This window comes from Amycolatopsis mongoliensis (genome assembly GCF_030285665.1).
Taxonomy (GTDB): Bacteria; Actinomycetota; Actinomycetes; order Mycobacteriales; family Pseudonocardiaceae; genus Amycolatopsis; species Amycolatopsis mongoliensis.
In genome coordinates, this window is sequence record NZ_CP127295.1 from 3,043,278 (window position 1) to 3,063,680 (window position 20,403).

At 70.0% G+C, this 20,403-nt stretch carries 22 protein-coding genes; 5 read left to right on the top strand and 17 right to left on the bottom strand.

Translation table 11 applies throughout. The features are described from left to right. Window positions 1–125: 125 nt before the first annotated feature. The 5 genes from QRX60_RS14855 to QRX60_RS14875 form a co-directional block, all read right to left on the bottom strand. Window positions 126–1,082, bottom strand: coding sequence for a peptidoglycan recognition protein family protein (locus QRX60_RS14855; RefSeq protein ID WP_286001355.1), 957 nt, complete (start codon window positions 1,080–1,082; stop codon window positions 126–128). 62 nt (window positions 1,083–1,144) lie between these two features. After that, window positions 1,145–2,020 (bottom strand): HhH-GPD family protein, encoded by an 876-nt coding sequence (locus QRX60_RS14860; RefSeq protein ID WP_286001356.1) that lies wholly within the window; start codon window positions 2,018–2,020, stop codon window positions 1,145–1,147. A gap of 9 nt (window positions 2,021–2,029) precedes the next feature. Then, window positions 2,030–2,950: an aldo/keto reductase gene (locus QRX60_RS14865; RefSeq protein WP_286001357.1), complete on the bottom strand. Its 921-nt coding sequence runs from the start codon at window positions 2,948–2,950 to the stop codon at window positions 2,030–2,032. 6 nt (window positions 2,951–2,956) lie between these two features. Then, on the bottom strand, window positions 2,957–3,448 hold the full coding sequence (locus QRX60_RS14870) for a beta-class carbonic anhydrase (protein ID WP_004560727.1): 492 nt from the start codon (window positions 3,446–3,448) through the stop codon (window positions 2,957–2,959). 99 nt (window positions 3,449–3,547) lie between these two features. After that, window positions 3,548–4,648 (bottom strand): LacI family DNA-binding transcriptional regulator, encoded by a 1,101-nt coding sequence (locus tag QRX60_RS14875; protein ID WP_286001358.1) that lies wholly within the window; start codon window positions 4,646–4,648, stop codon window positions 3,548–3,550. A 177-nt stretch (window positions 4,649–4,825) separates the two neighbouring features. Here QRX60_RS14875 and QRX60_RS14880 point away from each other — a divergent pair, with 177 nt between their 5' ends. From QRX60_RS14880 to QRX60_RS14890, 3 genes are read left to right on the top strand one after another with little or no spacing between them, the layout of a single operon-like run. Beyond that, on the top strand, window positions 4,826–5,737 hold the full coding sequence (locus tag QRX60_RS14880; RefSeq protein WP_286001359.1) for a metal ABC transporter solute-binding protein, Zn/Mn family: 912 nt from the start codon (window positions 4,826–4,828) through the stop codon (window positions 5,735–5,737). 2 nt (window positions 5,738–5,739) lie between these two features. Continuing rightward, window positions 5,740–6,597, top strand: a complete 858-nt coding sequence (locus QRX60_RS14885) for a metal ABC transporter ATP-binding protein (RefSeq protein ID WP_286001360.1) — start codon at window positions 5,740–5,742, stop codon at window positions 6,595–6,597. A 3-nt stretch (window positions 6,598–6,600) separates the two neighbouring features. Next, a complete protein-coding gene (locus QRX60_RS14890; RefSeq protein ID WP_286001361.1) occupies window positions 6,601–7,482 on the top strand; it encodes a metal ABC transporter permease in 882 nt (293 codons plus the stop codon). Between the two features lie 93 nt (window positions 7,483–7,575). On the opposite strand, the gene QRX60_RS14895 is transcribed toward QRX60_RS14890, so the two are convergent. The 3 genes from QRX60_RS14895 to QRX60_RS14905 are packed head-to-tail and all read right to left on the bottom strand — an operon-like array spanning window position 7,576 to window position 11,290. Next, a complete protein-coding gene (locus QRX60_RS14895; RefSeq protein WP_286001362.1) occupies window positions 7,576–8,784 on the bottom strand; it encodes a DUF445 domain-containing protein in 1,209 nt (402 codons plus the stop codon). 41 nt (window positions 8,785–8,825) lie between these two features. Beyond that, complete coding sequence (locus QRX60_RS14900) at window positions 8,826–10,001, bottom strand: DUF445 family protein (protein WP_286003601.1); 1,176 nt, start codon at window positions 9,999–10,001, stop codon at window positions 8,826–8,828. 59 nt (window positions 10,002–10,060) lie between these two features. After that, on the bottom strand, window positions 10,061–11,290 hold the full coding sequence (locus QRX60_RS14905) for a DUF445 family protein (RefSeq protein WP_286001363.1): 1,230 nt from the start codon (window positions 11,288–11,290) through the stop codon (window positions 10,061–10,063). A gap of 129 nt (window positions 11,291–11,419) precedes the next feature. Between QRX60_RS14905 and QRX60_RS14910 the strand changes: the two genes are divergently transcribed. Continuing rightward, a complete protein-coding gene (locus tag QRX60_RS14910; protein ID WP_286001364.1) occupies window positions 11,420–12,328 on the top strand; it encodes a coiled-coil domain-containing protein in 909 nt (302 codons plus the stop codon). Window positions 12,329–12,610: 282 nt separating this feature from the next. Beyond that, a complete protein-coding gene (locus QRX60_RS14915) occupies window positions 12,611–13,270 on the top strand; it encodes a class II aldolase/adducin family protein (protein WP_286001365.1) in 660 nt (219 codons plus the stop codon). On the opposite strand, the gene QRX60_RS14920 is transcribed toward QRX60_RS14915, so the two are convergent. The 9 genes from QRX60_RS14920 to rlmB form a co-directional block, all read right to left on the bottom strand. Further along, a complete protein-coding gene (locus QRX60_RS14920) occupies window positions 13,267–13,938 on the bottom strand; it encodes an HD domain-containing protein (RefSeq protein WP_286001366.1) in 672 nt (223 codons plus the stop codon). The two genes, QRX60_RS14915 and QRX60_RS14920, sit on opposite strands and share 4 nt — an antisense overlap. Before the next feature lie 73 nt (window positions 13,939–14,011). After that, on the bottom strand, window positions 14,012–14,650 hold the full coding sequence (locus QRX60_RS14925) for a hypothetical protein (RefSeq protein ID WP_286001367.1): 639 nt from the start codon (window positions 14,648–14,650) through the stop codon (window positions 14,012–14,014). A 2-nt stretch (window positions 14,651–14,652) separates the two neighbouring features. Beyond that, window positions 14,653–15,666 carry a hypothetical protein gene (locus tag QRX60_RS14930; protein WP_286001368.1) on the bottom strand — a complete coding sequence of 338 codons (1,014 nt, stop codon included), beginning with the start codon at window positions 15,664–15,666 and terminating at the stop codon, window positions 14,653–14,655. Between the two features lie 183 nt (window positions 15,667–15,849). Further along, the gene (locus QRX60_RS14935) at window positions 15,850–16,431 is read right to left on the bottom strand and encodes a transglutaminase-like domain-containing protein (protein WP_286001369.1); all 582 of its coding nucleotides are present in this window, start codon (window positions 16,429–16,431) and stop codon (window positions 15,850–15,852) included. Window positions 16,432–16,504: 73 nt separating this feature from the next. After that, a complete protein-coding gene (locus QRX60_RS14940) occupies window positions 16,505–17,110 on the bottom strand; it encodes a histidine phosphatase family protein (RefSeq protein ID WP_286001370.1) in 606 nt (201 codons plus the stop codon). Beyond that, a complete protein-coding gene (locus tag QRX60_RS14945; RefSeq protein WP_286001371.1) occupies window positions 17,110–17,463 on the bottom strand; it encodes a hypothetical protein in 354 nt (117 codons plus the stop codon). The genes QRX60_RS14940 and QRX60_RS14945 overlap by 1 nt, the downstream gene beginning before the upstream one ends. Window positions 17,464–17,545: 82 nt before the next feature. Continuing rightward, window positions 17,546–17,932, bottom strand: a complete 387-nt coding sequence (locus tag QRX60_RS14950; protein ID WP_286001372.1) for a hypothetical protein — start codon at window positions 17,930–17,932, stop codon at window positions 17,546–17,548. 28 nt (window positions 17,933–17,960) lie between these two features. Continuing rightward, window positions 17,961–19,394: an MBOAT family O-acyltransferase gene (locus QRX60_RS14955; RefSeq protein ID WP_286001373.1), complete on the bottom strand. Its 1,434-nt coding sequence runs from the start codon at window positions 19,392–19,394 to the stop codon at window positions 17,961–17,963. A 52-nt stretch (window positions 19,395–19,446) separates the two neighbouring features. Next, entirely contained in the window at window positions 19,447–20,403 is a 957-nt protein-coding gene (rlmB, locus tag QRX60_RS14960; protein WP_286001374.1) for a 23S rRNA (guanosine(2251)-2'-O)-methyltransferase RlmB, read from the bottom strand.

Here is a 20,403-nt window from a genome sequence, read left to right on the forward strand (position 1 = left end):
TCGACACGCGTGATTGCGGAGCCGACACGCGTGATCAGGGAGACGACACGCCGAGCGCGTCGTTGAGCTGCCGTGTCGTCGCCCCGATCACGCGTGTCGACCCGGCAATCACGCGTGTCGACCCTTCAGGCGCGGGTCAGGTCCGCTCGCCAGGCCGCCGTCGAGCGGCCGGACGGGACGATCAGGGGCCAGACGTCCGCGCCGAGGAAGCCGGTCTCGTCGGCCGCCTTGGCCGCGGTGCACGTGTCGCGCGGCAGGCCGGCCTGGACCGCCAGCGCGGCCACGGCGTCCTTTGTGGACTTCCCGAAGACGCCGTCGGTCGGCACGCCGAACCCGGACGCGCGCAGGAACTGCTGCGCCAGCTGGACCTTCTTGCCCGTGTCACCCGGCTTCAGCAGCGGCCACTCGGCTTCGGACCGCGCCACCGAGACGCCGAGGACGCGGCCCACCGCCGTCCGCAGCTCCGGCAGCCGGTTGTAGAGCACCTGACCGGGGCACTCGGTCGAGTTGAAGTCGCGGTGGCCCTTGATGAACTCGGGCGCGATGCCGTACTGGTGCGCGATGTAGGCGACCAGGTTCACCAGCGAGTCCCACAGCGCCTGCGGCACGTCCACCGTGCTGTACAGGCCCTCGTTCTCGATGCCGATGACCTCGCTGTTGTGGTTGCCCACGTTCGCACCCTGCACGTGCTGCGTGCCGCCGCGCAGGATCTCCAGGCTGCGGTGCCTGCCCTCGGTGACGAACCCGCCGCGGCTGTTCGTGAACTGCTGGCCGCTGTCGATCCAGCCGTTCTTGTCCATGTGCAGGTCCTGGATGAACCGCGAGACGTAGAACGCGCGCGCCAGGGAGAAGTCGTTGTTCATCGGCGGATCGACGGCATGGTGCACGACGATGTAGGTCGGTTTGTGGTTCTCCACCACGATCGGGCCCGCGGCGGGCCGCGCGCCCCATTCGGAGGTCGGGTGGATCGTCGGTGTCGGCACGGCCGCCGAGGCCGTACCCGTGGTCGTCATCCCCAGTGCGCCGGCCGCGGTCGCGGTCGCCCCCGCCTTGAGCAGGGTCCGGCGGTCAACATGGACCATTCCGAAAAGGTAGCCCTGGAGCGCGCCGATGACAACTATTGACCAACTTTGGTCGTAGCGCGTTAGTGTTCGCCCGGGAGAGCGAAGAGGCCGCCGCCGGTCTGCTCCAGCAGCCCGTCGACGAGCAGGGAGTCCAGGCAGCGGTCGCGCTGGCCGCCGTCGTGCCACACGAGGTCGAGGCGGGCCTTCTCCACCGGGCCTTCGGAGCCGCGCAGGACGTCCAGCAGCAGGCCGCGGACCTGCCGGTCGGTCCCGGCGAACTTCTGCACCGGCTTGGCCGGGCCGGCGTACTCCGGGCGCCCGGCGAGCTGCCACGCGCACTCGTCGTAGACCGGGCAGTCCGCGCACCGCGGCGAGCGCGCGGTGCAGACCAGCGCACCGAGCTCCATGATCGCCGCCGAGAACCGGGCGGCGGGTGCGTCCTCGGCCGGCAGCAGCGCCTCGACGTCGGCCATGTCCCGCGTGTTCGACGCGGGCCCGGCGTCCCCGGCCCCGTGCACGGCCCGCGCGACGACGCGCCGCACGTTCGTGTCGACGACGGGCGCGCGCCGCCCGTAGGCGAACGCGGCGACGGCGCGGGCGGTGTAGGCGCCGATCCCGGGCAGCGCGAGCAGGGTGTCCACATCGGACGGAACGACGTCCCCGTGGTCGGCGGCGATCACCCCGGCGGCTTCGTGGAGCCGCAGCGCGCGCCGCGGGTAGCCGAGCTTGCCCCAGGCCCGCACGACCTCTCCTTGGGACGACGCAGCCAGCGCCGACGGAACCGGCCAGCGTGCCATCCACTCGTGCCAGATCGGCTGCACCCGGGCGACCGGCGTCTGCTGCAGCATGATCTCGCTGACGAGCACGCCCCAGGCCGAGCAGTCCGGCTCGCGCCAGGGCAGGTCCCGGCCGTGCGTGGAGAACCAGTCGAGCAGTACGTCAGCGTCCACAGCCACGGGCTGAGGTTAACCCGGCGGCTCGGGCTCTTCGCCGTGGACTCGCTCGAGACGGGTCAGCTCGTCCTCGGTGAGCCGCTGCCGGCCGGCGGCGACGTTGTCGGCCAAGTGCGCGGGGTCGCCGGTGCCGGGGATCACGAGGACGTGCGGTCCGCGGTGCACCGCCCAGGCCAGGCGGATCTGCGTGGCGGTGGCCTGGTGGGCCCGTGCGATCGCGAGGACCTCGTCGTGGTCGCTTCCGCCGGCGCCCGTCTCGCGTCGCGCGCCGGCGATGGCGAAGAACGGCACGAACGCGATGCCCTGCTCGCCGCAGGTGCGGACGAACTCGTCCTGCCGGCGCCGGTAGCCGAGGCCGTAGGAGTTCTGGTCGCACACGACGGGCGCGATGCCCCGGGCCTCGGCCAGGTGCTCCGGCCGGACGTTGGACAGGCCGAGGTGCCGGATGAGACCGGCCTCGCGCAGCTCGGCCAGCGCGCCGAAGTGGTCGGCGATGGGGCCGGGGCCGCCGACGCGCAGGTTCACCACGTCGAGGTGGTCGCGGCCCAGCTGGCGCAGGTTCTCCTCGACGTCGCCGCGCAGTTGCTGAGGGCTCGCCATCGGCAGCTGCGCGGTGACGGGATCGCGGCGGGGACCCACCTTGGTGGCGATGACCAAGCCGTCGGGGTAGGGCGCCAGTGCCCGGTTGACCAGCTCGTTGGCCGAGCGCAGCCGCGAGAAGTAGAAAGCGGCGGTGTCGACGTGGTCGACACCCAGCTCGACGGCGTGCCGCAGCACGCCGATCGCCTGGTCACGGTCGCGTGGGAGGGCGTCCGGTGCGAAGGCCTCGCCGGTCTGGGGCAGGCGCATGGCGCCGAAACCGATCCGGTTGACCGGCAGGTCGCCGAGCGTCCAGCTCCCCGCGGCGGCCGCGGCGGTCGTTTCCGGCGCCACGACCCGTTACTCGACCTCGGTGAGCTTCCCGGTCTTGACGTCGTAGACGAAGCCGCGGACGTTCTCCGTGTGCGGCAGGTACGCACTCCGCCGCACCCGCTCCACCGACGTCCGGACGCTGTTCTCCACGTTCCGGAACGCCTCGACCGACCACGTCGGCCGCAGACCGGTGTCGCTCTCCAACTCGTCCTTGAAGTCGTCTTCGGTGACCATCGACAGGCCGCACTCCGTGTGCTGGACGATCAGCACCTCGCGCGTGCCCAGCTTGCGCTGCGAAAGGGCCAGCGAGCGGATCATGTCGTCGGTCACCACGCCGCCGGCGTTGCGCAGGACGTGCGACTCGCCCTGCAGCAGGCCGAACAGCTCGAACACCCGGATCCGGGCGTCCATGCAGGTCAGGATGGCCACCTGCAGCGACGGCTTGGGCGACGAGCGGTCGCCGGGCGTCACTTCGCCGAGTTCTTGGTTGCGCTTGAGCAGAACGTCGATCGAGGTCATCGGTCACCTTCCGGCCAGTGGCCCCGCGGCGCGGGCGTGCCACTCCATTTGACCTGGTGAATACCCGTTCGAGCAATGCACTACGAGCTATGTCACGGGTCAGCCCCCGAACCAGGGCTCCTCGACCGTTCTAGGGGGCGCCGACGTGCGCCCCACGCGCAGCTCGGTCGGCAGCGTGATCACCTTCGGCGCGCTGCGCTCGCCCGAGCTGAGCAGCAGCCGTCCGGCCGTCTTGCCCTTTTCGAGCACCGGCTGGTGGACCGTGGTGAGCCCGATCCGCTCGGCCTCGGCGATGCCGTCGAAGCCGGTGACGGTCAGGTCCTGCGGGACCCGCAGCCCCCGTCGCTCGGCCTCGGCCATGGCGCCGAGCGCGAGGATGTCCGAGGTGCAGATCACCGCCGTGATCTGCGGGTACGCGTCCAGCAGCTGACGGGCGGCGGACGCGCCGTCGTCCACCGTGTGGTCGAAGCGCTCGATCACCGGGACGCCCGCCCAGTCGACGCCGGCCGCCGAGAACGCCACGGCCAGCGCCTCCAGCCGGGTGCGCTGGACGTGGAAGTGCGCGCCGCTCTGGCGGGCCGGGGAGACGAAGTCGTCGTTGCGCTCGCGGGCCAGCCGCATGCAGATGACGCCGACCTGCCGGTGGCCGAGGCCGACGAGGTGCTCGGCGATCTTGCCGACCGCCGCCGCGTCGTCCGGGCCGACGCGGTCGATGCCTTCGATGCTCGGCTGGTCGATGATCACCGTCGGCACCGGCCGCTCGAGCACGGCGGCCAGGTGCGGGTCGTCGTCCGGCACGGAGTAGACGACGAAGCCGTCGACGCCCGCGCGGTGCACCGCGGCGACGTCTTCGCGGCCCGGGCTGGCCGGCACCAGGTGCAGGCCGACGCCGGCGTCTTCGCAGGCCAGGGCCAGTCCTTCGAGCACGCCGACGGCGGCGGGGTCGCGGAAGGCGTAGGAGAGGTTCTCGGTGAGCAGCAGCCCGACGGCGCCGGCCTTGCGGGTGCGCAGCGAGCGGGCGACGGGGTCGGGTCCGGGGTAGCCGAGGCGCCGCGCGGTCTCGAGGACCCGGCGGCGCAGTTCCGGGGACAGCTGGTCCGGCCGGTTGTAGGCGTTGGACACCGTGGTCCTGGACACACCGAGCTCCGCCGCGAGCGACGCCAGCGTCGCCTGCCTTCGGGTGCGAATAGGACGTCCCATCAGCAAACCGTAACGGTTCAGATCACTTTCTTGAAGAGACACCCCGGGTGGTCGATGTCTCGATCCGCATGCACGAAGACGCATACACCAAACCGGGATCGGATGGCCAGGAAGTCATCCGGATGGGGTAAGGTGAATCTGACAACGGTTTCCATTAGCGTCTCCAGGAGTCCTTCGATGAGTTCCCGCCGCACCAGGAGCGTGCTCGCCGCCGCTTCGGCCCTGTCCCTCTTCGCGCTGGCCGCGTGCTCCGGGGGAACGTCCGGCCCCGACGGCAGCGCGCAGTCCGGCGGCTCCGGGAAGATCAAGGTCGTCGCCTCGACCGACGTCTGGGGCAGCGTCGCTAGTGCCGTCGGCGGCGACCAGGTCGAGGTCAAGTCGATCATCCACGACCCCTCCGCCGACCCGCACTCGTACGAGACCACCGCCGAGGACGCCCTGGCGGCGAAGGACGCGAAGCTGCTGCTGTCCAACGGCGGCGGCTACGACGAGTTCTTCGGCAAGCTCACCGGCCAGGCCGGGGACGCGAAGAAGCTCGTCGCCTACGACATCGCCGCGACCGGCGACGAGAACGAGCACGTCTGGTACGACCTGCCGGGTGTCGACAAGGTGGCCGACCAGGTCGCCGCGCAGCTCGGCGAGCTGCAGCCGGCGTCGAAGCAGGTCTTCACCGACAACGCGACCGCGTTCAAGGCGAAGGTCGACGCGCTGGAGAAGCGCCTCGGCGAGCTCGGCACCACGCACCCGGGCACGAAGGTCGTCGTCACCGAGCCGGTGGCGCACTACCTGCTCCGGAGCGCGAAGCTGACGGACGCGACGCCGAAGGCCTTCTCGGACGCCGTGGAGAACGACACGGACGTCCCGGCCGGCGCCGTCAACGAGTACAAGCAGCTCATCGCCACCAAGCAGGTCAAGGCGCTGATCAACAACGCGCAGACGGTGACGCCGCTGACCCAGGACGTCGTCGCGCAGGCGAAGGCCGCCGGGATCGGCGTCGTCGACGTGACCGAGACGCTGCCGCAGGGTGTGACCGACTACATTGGCTGGATGACCGGGGAAGTAGATGCGCTGGCGGGAGCGTTGAAGTAGCCATGCGCCCCGTCTCCGTCTCCGTCTCCGACGACGTGCGCCCCGCGGTCCGGGTCCGCGGGGCGGGACTCGCGTTCGGTCCCCGGACCCTGTGGTCGGGGCTGGACCTCGTCGTCGAGCCGGGGGAGTTCCTCGCCGTGCTCGGCCCCAACGGCTCCGGCAAGAGCAGCCTGCTGAAGGCGCTGCTCGGCATGCAGGGCCTGTCGGCGGGCACGGTCGAGATCGCCGGCGGCCGCCCGGGTGGAGCGAACCGCAAGGTCGGCTACATCCCGCAGCAGCGCGCGATCGACGAGTCGCTGACGCTGCGCGGCGTCGACCTGGTCGGGCTGGGTCTCGACGGCCACCGCTGGGGGCCGGGGCTGCTCGGCATGACGGCCCGGCGCCGTCGCGTTTCCGAAGCCATCGAAGCGGTGGGGGCTACGCGGTACGCCAAGCAGCCGGTCGGGCGCCTGTCCGGCGGCGAGCAGCAGCGGTTGCGGGTGGCGCAGGCCCTGGTCGGCGACCCCGAGGTGCTGCTCTGCGACGAGCCACTGCTGTCGCTGGACCTGGCGCACCAGCGCGCGATCAGCGAGCTGATCGACGAGCGCCGGCGCGCGTCGGGCACCGCGGTGCTGTTCGTGACGCACGAGATCAACCCGGTGCTGCCGTTCGTCGACCGGGTGCTGTACCTGGTCAACGGCTCGTTCCGGATCGGCAAGCCGGACGAGGTCATGAACACCGGAACGCTGTCGGAGCTGTACGGCACCCGCGTCGAGGTGCTGAAGGTGGGCGGGCAGATCCACATCGCGGGCGCGCAGAGCGCGTTGTGCGAGGACGAGCCGCACCACCACGAACACGACGTCGAAGAGCAAGTGGGCTGAGTCTTGGATCTGTTCGACTTCGGCAAGACGTGGGAGCTGATCACCGAGCTGGACGGCGTCCAGACGGCGTTGCTGGCGGCCGCGATCCTCGGCCTGGTGGCGGGGGTGCTCGGGCCGCTGATCGTGATGCGGCGGATGTCGTTCGCGGTGCACGGGACGTCGGAGCTGGCGTTCACCGGCGGCGCGGCGGCCCTGCTGCTCGGGATCGGCGTCGAGTACGGCGCATTGATCGGCGCGGTGGTGGCGGCGCTGCTGCTGGGAATCCTGGGCGCGCGCGACTCGGACCGCGACTCGGTGATCGGCGTGATCCTGTCGTTCGGCCTCGGCATGGGCGTGCTGTTCCTGTCGTTCTACAAAGGACGGTCCGGGAACAAGTTCGGGATTCTCACCGGCCAGATCATCACGATCGATTCGACGAACCTGACGTTGTTCGTCGTGTCGTCGGTGGTGGTGCTGGCGGTGCTGGCGCTGGTCTACCGGCCGCTGCTGTTCGCTTCGGTGGATCGCAACGTGGCGGTGGCGCGCGGGGTCCCGGTGAAGACGCTGACCGTGGTGTTCGCGCTGCTGGTGGGCATCTCGACGGCGTTGAGCGTGAAGGTGGTCGGGTCGCTGCTGGTGGTGGCACTGATGGTGACGCCCGCGGCCGCGGCGGCTCGCGTGACGGCGTCGCCGTGGAAGGCGACGGTGCTGTCGATCGTGTTCGCCGAGGTTTCGGCTCTGGGCGGAATCGTGCTGTCGCTGGCGCCGGGGTTGCCGGTGAGCGCGTTCGTGACGGCGATTTCGTTCCTGATCTACGTGGTCTGCCGGCTGATCGCCTGGCAGCGCGACCGCCGCACGCGGGTCCGCGCGGTGGACCCGGCCCCGGACCTGATCGCGGCGGCCTGAAGACGTCACTTTCGCTAGGAAAGATGCGTCGGAGGCACCCCCTGGACGCATCTTTCCTAGGGAAAGTGACGCTTTGAGGGTGCGAATGCAAATTCAGCCCAGCATCAGGAGGACCTGCAGCTCGCCCACCACGAAGCCGATCACTCCGCCGACGGCGATCAGCTTCCACTCGTCCTGCCGGAACGCCGGCCGCAGCAGCCCCTCGAACTCCAGCGGGGTCAACGCCAGCATCCGCTGCTCGATCATCTTCGCGACGTCCATCGCCTCGGTCAGGTACCCCTCGGCGTACCGGGCCGTGTCCGGCAGCTGCTCCAGCGCTTTCCGGGCCGCCGCTTGCTTCATCTCCTGCAGCCGCGTGCCGCCCACCGTCCACGCCAGGGGCATCTGCGCGTCGACCGTGGTGGAGACCAGCTGCTCCACCAGCGCCGCGAGCCGGTCGGCCCGCGGGCCCCGCAGCACCGCGTCCAGCAGGTTCTGGACCGTCAGGACCTCGTTCGCGATCAGCTCGCCGTACTGCCGCGCCACCTCCGCGCGCCGTCGCTGGAACTTGCCCTGGAAGATCACCCGGCCCAGGCGGACCGGCTCGCGCGGGACGAAGATCAGCTTGATCGCCAGCCAGTCCGTGCACAGCCCGATCACGCCGCCGAACACCGGGAGCACCCACGGCTCGCGCGTGAACGCCCACACGATCGTCTGCACCAGGCCCAGCCCGAACCCGAAGTAGACGCCCATCCGCGCGATGAAAGCCATCTCCGGCCGGGACGTCTCGCGGATCAGCCGCACCAGCAGCGCGCGGTCGCGGGTCAGGCGCTGGACCGTCATGTGCTGGACGTCGAGGACCTCGTCGAGGTTCTCGCGGACGTCGTCGAGGAACTCCCGCACCAGCCGCGGCGCCGACGCCTGGACCTGCTTGATCAGCATTTCCTGCGCCAGCGTCGGCATGACCTCCCACAGCCGCGGGTGGTGCTCGGCGAGCACCTCGCGCGCGATGTGGTCGACCGCGCGCAGCAGCGGCTGCTCCAGCTCGCTCGTGATGATCACCGGGTCGATCCGGCCGAACACTTCGCGGAGGTCGAGCAGGTTCGCCGTCAGCAGTTCGGTCGCCACCGCCGCCATCCGGCCGCCGTGCTTCGGAACGACGCCCTGCCAGCCGAGCACCGGCGGGATCCCGATGAAGTCCAGCGGCCGGAACATCATTTCGATGGCGACGCGCTTGGTGACGTACCCGATCAGCGCCGCGATGAACGGCATCGCCGCGTAGAGCGGCCAGTGCAGCGCGAGGTCGTCCAGGACGGCGTCCATTCCGACCTCCCCTCGCGGTGCCGAGAGCGAAACCGTACCGGCTACCCGAGCAGGGCGAGCACCTGCAGTTCCCCCACGAGCCCGCCGATCACCGCACCGACGGCGATGAGCTTCCACTCGTCCTGCCGGAACGCCGGCCGCAGCAGCTGCTCGAACTCCAGCGCGCTCAGCTTCTTCATCCGGTCGACGATCGTGTTCCGCACGTCGAGCGCGTTGATCGCGTAGTTTTCGGCGTACCGGATCGTCTCCGGGACGCGTTCCGCGGCCTTCGCCGCCGCCGTCTGCTTCATCTCCTGGAACTTCTTCGTCCCGACGGCGATGGCGACGAACGGCTTGACGACGCTCGCCTGCGCGTCGATCGTCTTCTGCACCTCGCGCGTGATCATCGCGAAGAGCCGGTCGGACTTCGGCCCGCGCAGCACGGCTTCCAGGAGGTTCGGGATCGTGATGATCTCGCGGGCGATCATGTCGCCGTAGTCGGCCGCGACCTGGTCGCGGCGCTTCTGGAAGACGCCCTGCCAGGTGTACAGGCCGAGGAAGCGGCGAGGCTCACGCGGCAGGAAGATCATCTTCAGGGCGAGCCAGTCGGTGAACCAGCCGATGAGGAGGCCGAACACCGGCAGCACGACCGGTGACTTCGTCAGCGCCCACACCACCAGCTGCACGCAGCCGAGGACGAACCCGAACCCGATCCCGGAGCGGGCGATGAACCGCATCTCGGGCCGGGAGATGTCGCGGATCAGCCGGTTCAGCAGCGCCTTGTCGCGGACGAGGTTCGTCACGACCATGTGCTGGAGGTCGAGGACGTCCTCGATGTTGTCGGCGATCTCCCGCATGATCTTGGTGATCGCCTTCGGCGCCTCGGCCTGGACGCGCTTGAGCAGCAGCTGCTGCGCGCCGTTCGGCAGCACCTCCCACAGCCGCGGCTGGTAGGTCTCCATCACCTCGCGGGTGACGTCCTCGACGACCCGCAGCAGCGGCTGCTCGATCTCCTTCGCGACCTGCGCCGGGTCGAGCCGGGCGAAGATCTCCTTCGGGTCGACGAGGGTGGTCGTCAGCATTTCGGTGGCCGTCGCCGCCATGCGCTCGGCGTTCGCCGGCAGCACGCCCTGCCAGCCGAGGAACGGCCTGATCCCGGTGAACTCGAGGGGCCGGAACATCATCTCGATGGCGACGCGCTTGGTGACGTACCCGATCAGCGCCGCGATGAACGGCATGGTGACGTACACCTGCCAGTGCGTGCCGAAGTCCACTCGCGCACGCTATCGGCCCTTGATCAGTGCAGCAGGAGCAGCACCTGGAGTTCACCCACCAGTCCGCCGATGACCGCGCCGACCGCGATCAGCTTCCATTCGTCCTGCTTGAAGGCCGGACGCAGGATGCCTTCGAACTCGAGCGGCGTCAGCTGCTGCATCTTGCCGACGATCGTGTTGCGGACGTCGAGCGCGCCGGTCGCGTAGCTCTCGACGTGTTTCACCGTTTCGGGGAGGTAGGCGATGGCCTTCTCGGCGGCCGCGCGCTTCATCTGCTGGTACTGCTTGCCGCCGATGGTCAGCGCGACGAGCGGCTTGGCGATGCTCGCCTGCGCGTCGATCGTGCGCTGCACCTCGCGGGTGACCAGCGCGAACAGCTTGTCCGCGCGCGGCCCGGTGAGCACGGCCTCCATGACGTTCCGCACGGTGAGGACCTCGTCGGCGATCAGCGCGCCGTAGTCGGCGGCGACCTGCTGGCGGCGCTTCTGGAACATGCCCTGCCAGCGGAAGAACCCGAACCCGCGGGGCTCGCGCGGGTAGAAGATCATCTTCAGGGCGAGCCAGTCCGTGACGAAGCCCGTGACGAAACCGAAGACCGGCATGATCAGCGGCTGTTTCGTCAGCGCCCAGGCGACGAACTGGACGAGCCCGATCGCGAACCCGAACCAGATGCCCGAACGCGCGATGAACTTGAACTCGGGCGCGGCGACCTCGCGGATCAGCCGGCACGTCAGCGACTTGTCGCGGACCATCGCGTTGATGAGCATGTCGTCGACGTCGAGGACGTCGTCGATGTTGGTCGAGACCTCCCGCAGCAGCCGCTTGACGACCGCCGGCGCCTGCGCGCGGACCTGGTCGACGAGCAGCCGCTGCGCCCGCGTCGGCAGCAGTTCCCAGAGCCGTGGCTGGTAGGTCTCCATGACCTCGCGCGTGACGTCTTCGACGGCCTTGAGCAGGGGCGCTTCGAGCTCTTTGAGCATTTCTTCCGGGTCGAGCCGGGCGAAGATCTCCTGCGGGTCGACGAGGTTGCGGGTCAGCAGATCGACGGCGGTGGTGGCCATCCGCCGCGCGTTCGCCGGGATGACGCCCTGCCAGCCGAAGAACGGCTTGACGCCGGTGAACTCGAGGGGCCGGAACATCATCTCGATGGCGACGCGCTTGGTGAGGTAGCCGATCAGGGCGGCGATGAGCGGCATGGTGGCGTAGACGTGCCAGTGCGCGCCGATGTCCGCGAGGACCGCCTGTATGTCCACAGTGGCCTCCTCGTGTCAACCGCTGGTCAACCGAGGTCAGGATGCCATGTGTTACCGGGGGTTCCCAAATTCGTGATGCATCCGTTTGGCGGTACGTCCTGAAGGTCCCTTGCTCATTAAGGTGGCCCGATGGTCGCGCCTGAGAAGCCCCACTCCGCCCCGAAGACCGCCCAGTTCGCCGTGGGTGTCCGCGGCTACAACCAACGACAGGTCGACGAACGCCTCGCCGAGCTGACCAAGGAGTTCCGCGAGACAGCCCGCAGCCGGGATGAAGCCGTTGCGACGTCGTCGGACCTTTCCAAGGCCCTCGCGTACGCGCAGAAGGAACTGGCCGAGACGAAGGCCGCGCTCGCGCGGATGAGCTCGAGCCCGTCCGGCGCCGGCGCCATGGCCGAGCGCGTCCGGATGATGATGCAGCTGGCCGAAGAGGAGATCGCCGACCTCCGTTCGGCGGCGGAGGCGGACGCGGCCTCGACCCGCGACCAGGCCGACAAGTACGCGCACGAGACCCGTCGCACGGCCGACAAGCTGGCGAAGGACGCGGAAGAGGAGCGCGCCCGCCTGCTGTCCGAAGCCAAGGGCGAGATCGAGAAGCTCAACGCGGCGGCGGGCGCGAAGCGCGTCGAGCTGGCCGCGGCGGCCGAGCGGGCCCGCAAGGAAGCGGACGCGAAGGCCGAGGCGGCCGCGGCCGAGGCACGGGCCGCGGCGGACCGGAAGGCTTCGGAGGAGCTGGCCGCGCGGAAGAAGGCCTTCGACGAGGAGAACGCCCGCAAGAAGCAGGAGACCGAGGCGGCGCTGGCGTCGGCGAAGTCCCAGCAGGCGGAGGCCGATCACAACCGGAAACTGGCTCTGGACCTGCGGTCGAAGGTCGCCGAGCGGATCGCGGCCACGGACGTGGCGGTCCAGGAGGCCATGCGGCTGCTGGCGGCCCCGGCGGAGGAAGCACCCGCTTCCGGAAACGGCGACCGGAAGCCGACGCCGGCCCCTGCCCCTGCCGCGAAGGCCCAGGCTGCGCCCGCCGCACCGGCGAAGGCCTGATCCTTTCCCCTCCAGACGCCGGCGCCTCCCGGATCTTCGGGAGGCGCCGGGCCAATCTCGGCCCCGGCCACACCTCCTGCGTGGGGCGTCTCGTGGGCGGCCCGGAGGTGCTCCGGATGTCGTGAATGACTCATTCCTGTCGTCAGATGAGGTGAATGGGTCATTCACGACAGCACGACCGGGCCAGGGACGGGTGGGGTGCCCCGAGGTGGCCGGAGCTCGTGGGTGGCTGGCAGTGTTCAGCTCAGCTGCCGATCACCCACGAGACGACGGGACCTGCGCATGATCCTCGAGACCGAGCGGGCCGCCGTCTGCGCCTATGCGCGCCGGATGGTCGGGGACGGCCTGGTCGTCGGCACGTCCGGGAACGTCTCCGTGCGGGCCGGGGATCTCGTCGCCGTCACCCCGACCGGCGTTCCCTACTCGAGCATGAACCCGGCCGACGTGGCCGTCGTCGATCTCGGGGGGCAGGTCGTCGACGGCTCGCTCAAGCCGACCAGCGAGCTGCCGATGCACCTGTCCGTCTACTGGGACGTGCGCGATCCCGACCGCGAGCCCGTCACCGCCGTCGTCCACACGCACTCGCCGCACGCCACCGCCGTGTCGACCCTCGTGCGCGAGGTGCCGCCCGTCCACTACATCCTCGCCACGATCGGCCCCTCGGTGCGCGTCGCGCGCTACGCCACGTACGGCACGCCCGAGCTCGCCGCGGCCGTCCTCGAGGCCCTGGAGGGGCGCCGCGGCTGCCTGATGGCCAACCACGGCACCCTCACCTACGGCGACGGCCTCGAGGCGGCCTACCACCGGGCCCAGCAGCTCGAGTGGGCCTGCCGGGTGTGGCTGCTCGCGCAGAGCGCCGGCCGGCCGAGCCTGCTGCCGCCGCCCGAGGTGGCCAACGTCGTCGAGCGGCTGCGGGGTTACGGCCAAAACGGCCCGAACTAGGACGCCAGCACGTCGACGGCGTGGACCGCGTCCAGCAGTTCCGCCACCGTCGGGTCGTCGACCGCCTCCTTGATGCACTGCCACAGCTGGAGGTTCGCCATCGCCCAGCGCGAGTACGTCGCCGCCGCCTCGGGGTTGTAGAAGTAGTACCCCTCGTCGTGGACGTCGCACTGCTCGCCGACGATCTTGTGCGCCAGCTCGCGCAGGCTCAGCCCGTTCTCGCGCAGGTACCGGTGCGCGAGCACCACCGGCGTCACCGGCAGCGCCTTGAACAGCGTGTCCGCGTCGCTCAGGGCCTGCGCCTCCAGCGAAATGTCGCGGCCGCGCGTGGCCATTTCGGCTTCGTCGACGATCTCGTCGATCCAGCGCGCCACGCCGTCGGGGACCCCGCACTCCGCGAGGATCTCCAGCCGCAGGCTCCGGCCCGCCGCCGCGGGCGAGTTTCGGAGCACCAGGTAGTTGACGTCGTGCACCAGCGCCGCGACCTCGACCACGGCGCGGTCGGCCCCGTTGTGCTGGGCGAAGCCGGCCGCCTTCGCGCGGACGAAACCCACGTGGTGCCAGCCGTGGAACGGCAACCGTTCGGCGTATCGGCGGCAAAGCCGGTGCACCCGGTTTTCGACGGCGTCGATGGTGACTTGGTCGATCGTGCTTTCCTGCGTGCGCATACACCTCTCCGATCCCGGCCGTGGTGTTCAGACGGGTGGAGTAATGGTAAGCGCCCTTGACGCCGGTGTGTAGCTAGATGCGGTCGGCCAATTCCCCCAATCGGACCTCAACCGGAACGTGACGATGGCCGATTCCGCTGGCCGGATCGTAGGAAAGGCTGAACGTGCTCACCGGCCGTGATTTCACGAGGAACGTCATCGTGCCGGAAGTCGCCGAAGGGATGCGGTGGTATTCGTCGGCCAGCATGGTGGCGCACGCCCCGGCCTGGCACAACGTCCGGCGACGCAGGTGTGCGGCCGAAATCAGGCCGGTGCGGGGATCGTGGGCCGTCTCGTACCTTTCGTGCAGGTAGCTGCCCCGGAGAATGGTGGTGCAGAAGTGGTACCTGTGGTTGTGCACGGAATCCGCGTACCCCTCCCGCCAGTCCTTCTGCGCCTTGTATTCGTGCAGCCAGAAGGAAAACGGGTCGGCCGGCGAATCGAGCAGGCACCAGGCGAAATGGGTCGTGGTTTCCCGGGACGAGCGCAGGAGTTTCGCCACCTGCGCGGCGGACAGCGAGCGGAGCTGCGAGCGCAGCTCCTCCCGCAGTTCGGGGTGGTCGGCCCACGACCGGAACCAGGTGTCGACCGTGCGCCAGTCGGCGGCGAGCGGAAACCCGGCCGTGCGCAGGCGCGTGGCCAGTTCGGTGAGCGGGGACAGGCGGGTGAGCAAGGTCAGCTCCCTAGCTCGGCGACTTGGGAGAACTCCGCACGGAAAGCGTGGAACTTGCTTTCCAGCTCGCGGAACTGCTCCTCGGACAGGGGGGATCCGGTGATCTTTTCGAACAGCGCCAGGAAATCCGTCCGCGTCGTGGCGGACGTGATGCGGAAGTGGCGGCCGGTCCGGGACTGCGAGACGCGCACGAACTCGGCGCGTTCCATGTTGTAGAGGAAGGAACCCTCGGTGAACCGCAGGGACCGCGGGTACAGCTTCGTGGCGCCGCGAACGTCGCTGTAGAGCGACACCCACACGCTGTCGTCGAACATCTCCAGCCGGTCCAGCGGCGGGTCGGCGACCACGGTGATGTCGACCTGCGCGCAGCGGCTGCGCGCCAGGAAGAGGCCGACCAGCCCGATCCGGATCTCTTCGTCGAGCCGGGTCTGGATCTGTTCGTAGTCGACGTCGCCCGCCTCGCGGCGGAGCAGGTAGCGGGCGCGCCCGCTGATCGAACTGGCGTCGCGCGGATCGGCGATGACGGCCCGGAGTTCGCGTTCTGTGCGGGAAAGCAACAGCCGGGCGGCCGCGTGCCGGCCGGAGAAGCCGCGGAAGAAGTACTGCCGGGTGGCGTTGAGGTCGGCCATCAGCGCTCGGTTGAACGCGGGATCGGGGTCGGTGGTCGCCTCGAACACGTCGGTGGGGAAGAACTCCTTGTTCAGCGCGCGGTATTCGGCGCTCAGATCCTCCAGCGCGCGCCGGCTTTCTTCGATCACCGGGGTCACCAGCGCCCGCTGCGACGCACTGGCGGTGATCAGTGTGGTGCCGAACCCGACGATCGCGGAGATCAGGGTGCCGGTGCCCAGTGCCGACACCAGGTTCTTCCCGGTGCCGGGGTCCATCAGGCCGGCGAGCCACAGGCTGAGGCCGGCGACCACGACGAGCACCGAAAGGAGCAGGCTCGTCCTGGTCCAGAAGATCTCCTGCAGTGGGGTACGGCGGAGGCGTCCGCCTTCCGCGGCCACGTGCTTCACCTCCCTCGAACCACCCGAACGGACGAATGCGTAAAGTGTCGGTTCGAGCGCGGGGAGTTACTTTACGCGCCTGGCGGAGCGTGCGAAATAAGAAGTTCGGGGGACAAGGATGACGGACAGACGTCACTCAGGGCAATAATTAACCGGGTTGTCGAGTTTTCCGAAAATCACGGAAAACCTGGCTCAAAGGACGGCCGGGAGGCCCTTTTCGTACCAGCCGGGACCGGGTTCGGCCGTCATCAGGAAATTCACGACGACCGCCGCGGGCGCGGGGTGGATCTCCGGGTGATCGCGTTCGCCGCGCGCGGTGTCCACCGGCCAGGCCAGTTTTTCCTCGCCGAGCGAAAACTCCCCGCGGGCGCCCGTGCGGTTGCCGCGGGCGTCGAGGCGCGACCACCTGCCGTGCAGATACACGGCATTCAGCCCGTGCAGCGCGGACAGCTCCTGGTAGCAGAACCCGGCCGGGATCCCTTGTGCGCGCAGCAAAGCGGCGAGCAGATGCGCCTTCGCGTGGCAGATCCCGACGCGCTCGCGCAGGACGTCCGACGCCCGCCAGGTGACGCGCGGATCGGCCGCGTCGATCACGTGCTCGATCTCGTCCCGGACGAAGAGGAACGCGGCCTCGGCGCGTTCGACGGGATCATCGCTCGCCGTCCGGAAGGCGTCGGCCCGGGCGCGGATCGAGGGGTGCCGGTGATCGACGACGGCGTCGGCGGCGAGGTAGTCGCTCAGCCGATCGGTGGTGGGCGACGGAACGGGACTCATCCGGCCATCCTGACAGGCTCCGCCATTCGGGCGAGACACCTTTTCCAGGGTGGCAACGCTCCGCGTTCGCCGGTTACGGAAGGTAAAAGTCGGGCGAGAAGCCGGTCCAGCGCAGTTCCGCGGGCAGGTGGCCGACGTCGTTGTAGGTCAGCAGCGCGGCCGGCCGCCCGGGCGAGTAGCGGATCACGGTGAGCGCCGCGTTGGCGTGGTCGAGGGCGAGCCACCGCCACGGCGGCGCGTCCTGCGAGGCGCGCACGAGCCAGCCGGCGAGGAAGTTGTGCGTGACGAGCACTTCGTAGCGCGTCTCGGTGCCGGGCACGGGCCCGGTGAACCGCCGCTCGGCTTCGGCGGCTCTTTCTTCGTCGGCGGGCGGAAGCTGCCGCGCGAACGCGTGCAGGAGGTCGCCGGAGGTCTCGGGGAGCTCCTCGCGCATGGGCGTGTAGGGGACGAAGTCGTCAGCCGCTTCGTCGACGTAAACCGGGACGCCCGGGAGCTGGGTGGCGAGGAGCGCGGCGGTCTGCGAGGCGCGCGGGAGGGGACCGTGGTGGACGGCGTTGATGGGGACCTCGCGGAGCCGCCGGCCCAGCAGTACGGCCTGCTGCCGCCCGGCGTCGGTGAGGTCGCCGGTGGGTGCCGCTTCGCCGTGGCGGGTCAGGAAGAGATACCGCGTCGCGAGCATCAGCCGACGGGGACGAGCGCGCCTTCGGGGCCTTGACTCGGCGCGAACTGGGCGACGAGCCGCACCGGCGCGGGGTGGGGCGGCAGGATGGTGGAGGCGAACGGGGTGATCGTGTAGTCGTGCCCGCTGTTGGTCTGCAGGTGCACGCTGACGTGCACGTTCCGGTCGGCGGGGATTTCGAAGCTCACCGAGCCCCAGGAGACGACGTACTGCCGCCCGTCGATGCTCGCGATCGGCGCGTAGGCGCGCACGGTGTGGCCGAGGTGCGGGATCTCGACGGCGAGCAGCCGCCGGGGACCGTCGTGGTGGTCGACGTACGGGATCACGCCCGGCACCTTGGCCAGCTCGCTCATCCTTCGGGGCTCCCTCGTGCCGGTGGTCGTCCCGATCATGCTGCCAGGCCGTTCCCGGGAACGGCCGGCCGACCGGACGCGTTCAGCCGGCCGAAGAGCCCAGGCGGAAGACGTCGTCGCGCACCAGCCTCGACTTTTCGTCGTCGAGCCACTCGACCCGGCAGGTCTCGCCGGCCACGCTCATCCTGCCCGAGCCCCAGTCCCGGACCTCGTCCGCCAGATCGCCGGCGTCGGTCACCGTGTCGGCGAACCCGCCGTCCGCCAGCCAGTAGTACTCCTCGACCTGCTCGAAGGGTTCCGACCACCGGCGCCACCACAGCGCACCCCCGATCTGCGCGACCGCCGGGCTCAAGCGCACGAACACGAAGCCGGCCTCGCCTTCATCGGTGAAGAGCCGGCCGGCTCGTTCGCGGTAGGGGTCGAAACGACGACCCGGGACCGCATCCCAGCTCGACGGCCGCCACGGCACGGCTGCCCCTCCCGTCCGCATCCGCTGGTCAGAACTGGTAGTAGAGGAACGGGCTGAACGTCCCCGTCGCGATCAGGATCGCCGCGTACACCAGACCGACCGTCATCACGCCGATGCGCAACGCCGTCGCCGGGCGGCTGCGGGAGGACTCCAGCAGCGGGCCCGTCACCGGGTGGGCCGGGAGCAGGAACACCACCAGTGCCGCCAGCAGCAGCACCAGCCGCTGGTTCGTGAACGCCTCCTCGACGCCCGTGCCCAGGCCGGCGAAGTCGGGGATCAGCATGTGCCCGATCATCGACAGCGCGTGGCCCAGGTCGGCCGACCGGAAGAACACCCAGCCGAACACCACCAGGAGCATCGTCAGCGCCCGGCGGGCCAGGCGCGGCCACCGCGAAGACGGGTCGAGGTCGAAGCCGAAGCGGCGCTCGATCACCAGCAACGCTCCGTGGTAGCAGCCCCACACCAGGAACGTCCACTGCGCGCCGTGCCAGAAACCCGTCAGCACGAACACGATGCAGAGGTTCCGGTAGGTCTTGGCCGCGCCGCTGCGGTTGCCGCCCAGGGGGATGTACACGTAGTCGCGGAACCAGCGGGACAGGCTCATGTGCCAGCGGCGCCAGAACTCCGTGATCGTCACCGACGAGTACGGCCGCGCGAAGTTCTCCGGCAGCCGGAAGCCCAGCATGCGGCCGAGGCCGATCGCCATGTCCGAATAGCCGGAAAAATCGAAGAACAGCTGGAGCGTGTAGCCGATCGCGCCGAGCCACGCCGTCGCGAACGTCATCTGGTCCGGGGGCACCTTGAAGCACGCTTCGACCAGCGGGCTCAGCGAGTCGGCGATGATCGTCTTCTTGCACAGCCCCAGCGCGAACCGGGGGAAGCCGGCCGCGATGTCGTCGAGCCGGTGGGAACGCAGCTGCGGCAGCTGGTCGGCGATCTCGCGGTAGCGCACGATCGGGCCGGCCACCAGCTGCGGGAACATCGCGATGTACGCGGCGAACGACACCGGGTTCCGCAGCGCCTGCCGCTCGCCGCGGTAGATGTCGACCACGTACGAAATGTGGTGGAACGTGTAGAAGGAGATACCGATCGGCACGACCAGGCTCGCGACGGGCACGCTGCCGCCGAACCAGTGCGCGACGGCCGCGATCTGCTGCGTCGCGAACCCGGCATACTTCCAGATCAGCAGCACCGCGACGTCGAGCGACACCACCGCGATGAGGATCTTGCGCCGCCGCCCGCTGTCGAGGTCGAACGGGTTCGGCGCCAGCAGCGGGCCGGCCAGGAAGTTGACGACCATGCAGCCGAGCAGCAGGAACACGAACGGGCCGGCGCCGATCGTGTAGAACAGCAGGCTGCCGGCCGCGACGATGCCGTTTCGCCACGTCCGCGGGCACACCAGCACGGCGATGAGCACCGCCGGCATGAAGTACCACAGGAACAGTGGCGAAACGAACGACATCGGGTCCCCTCGGTCTATCCGACGGTGACCTTAACCCGAGTGGGTGGTCGTGTCAGACCCGACCGGTGAGACGCCGGCGCCGCGCCACTTCGGCCAGCAGGACACCCGCGGCCACCGAGGCGTTCAGCGACTCCACGCCCGCCGCCATCGGGATCGACACCGTCGCGTCGCACGTCTCGCGGACCAGGCGTGACAGGCCGCGGCCCTCCGAGCCCAGCACGATCACCAGCGGGTCCGCCGCCAGTTCGAGCTCGTCGATGTCCACCGAGCCGTCGGCGTCCAGGCCCACCAGCATCAGGCCGTCGTTCGCCCACGCCTTGAGCTGGCGCGTCAGGTTGGTCGCGACCGCGATCGGCAGCTTCGCCGCCGTGCCGGCGCTCGTCCGCCAGGCCACCGCCGTCATGCCCGCGCTGCGGCGCTCCGGCAGGAGCACGCCGTGCGCGCCGAACGCGGCCGCCGAGCGGATCACCGCGCCCAGGTTGCGGGGGTCGGTGACGCCGTCGAGCGCGACGAACAGCGGCACCTCGCCGGAGTTGCGCGCCGCCGCCATCAGGTCGTCCGGGTGGGCGTACTCGAACGGCGGGACCTGCAGGCCGAGGCCTTGGTGCACGGCGCGGTTCGTCTTGCGGTCCAGCTCCTCGCGCGGGATCTCCAGGATCGAGATGCCCTTGTCGCCGGCCAGCCGGACGGCGTCGTTCACGCGGTCGTCGATCTCGATGTTCAGGGCGACGTACAGCGCCGTCGCGGGGACGCCCGCGCGCAGCGCCTCGACCACCGGGTTGCGCCCGGCGATCAGCTCCGGCTTGTCGGCCTTCTTCTGCCGCGCCTGGTCGCGCTTCGTCGCGGCGTTGGCCGACCGGTAGGCCTTGTGCCCGGGACGGTCCTCCGCCTTCGGGGTCGGGCCCTTGCCTTCGAGGGCCTTGCGGCGCTGACCGCCCGAGCCGACGACGGCACCCTTCTTGGTGCCCGTCTTGCGGATCGCGCCCTGGCGCCGCGAGTTGCCTGCCAT

What these genes read in the sequence shown, in the direction of transcription:
- QRX60_RS14900 (WP_286003601.1), bottom strand. Translation starts at nt 10,001, where the DNA reads ATGCCGTTCATCGCGGCGCTGATCGGGTACGTCACCAAGCGCGTCGCC.
- QRX60_RS14945 (WP_286001371.1), bottom strand. Translation starts at nt 17,463, where the DNA reads ATGAGCGAGCTGGCCAAGGTGCCGGGCGTGATCCCGTACGTCGACCAC.
- QRX60_RS14895 (WP_286001362.1), bottom strand. Translation starts at nt 8,784, where the DNA reads ATGGACGCCGTCCTGGACGACCTCGCGCTGCACTGGCCGCTCTACGCG.
- QRX60_RS14915 (WP_286001365.1), top strand. Translation starts at nt 12,611, where the DNA reads ATGATCCTCGAGACCGAGCGGGCCGCCGTCTGCGCCTATGCGCGCCGG.
- QRX60_RS14940 (WP_286001370.1), bottom strand. Translation starts at nt 17,110, where the DNA reads ATGCTCGCGACGCGGTATCTCTTCCTGACCCGCCACGGCGAAGCGGCA.
- QRX60_RS14875 (WP_286001358.1), bottom strand. Translation starts at nt 4,648, where the DNA reads ATGGGACGTCCTATTCGCACCCGAAGGCAGGCGACGCTGGCGTCGCTC.
- QRX60_RS14955 (WP_286001373.1), bottom strand. Translation starts at nt 19,394, where the DNA reads ATGTCGTTCGTTTCGCCACTGTTCCTGTGGTACTTCATGCCGGCGGTG.
- QRX60_RS14935 (WP_286001369.1), bottom strand. Translation starts at nt 16,431, where the DNA reads ATGAGTCCCGTTCCGTCGCCCACCACCGATCGGCTGAGCGACTACCTC.
- QRX60_RS14855 (WP_286001355.1), bottom strand. Translation starts at nt 1,082, where the DNA reads ATGGTCCATGTTGACCGCCGGACCCTGCTCAAGGCGGGGGCGACCGCG.
- QRX60_RS14885 (WP_286001360.1), top strand. Translation starts at nt 5,740, where the DNA reads ATGCGCCCCGTCTCCGTCTCCGTCTCCGACGACGTGCGCCCCGCGGTC.
- QRX60_RS14920 (WP_286001366.1), bottom strand. Translation starts at nt 13,938, where the DNA reads ATGCGCACGCAGGAAAGCACGATCGACCAAGTCACCATCGACGCCGTC.
- QRX60_RS14910 (WP_286001364.1), top strand. Translation starts at nt 11,420, where the DNA reads ATGGTCGCGCCTGAGAAGCCCCACTCCGCCCCGAAGACCGCCCAGTTC.
- rlmB (WP_286001374.1), bottom strand. Translation starts at nt 20,403, where the DNA reads ATGGCAGGCAACTCGCGGCGCCAGGGCGCGATCCGCAAGACGGGCACC.
- QRX60_RS14880 (WP_286001359.1), top strand. Translation starts at nt 4,826, where the DNA reads ATGAGTTCCCGCCGCACCAGGAGCGTGCTCGCCGCCGCTTCGGCCCTG.
- QRX60_RS14870 (WP_004560727.1), bottom strand. Translation starts at nt 3,448, where the DNA reads ATGACCTCGATCGACGTTCTGCTCAAGCGCAACCAAGAACTCGGCGAA.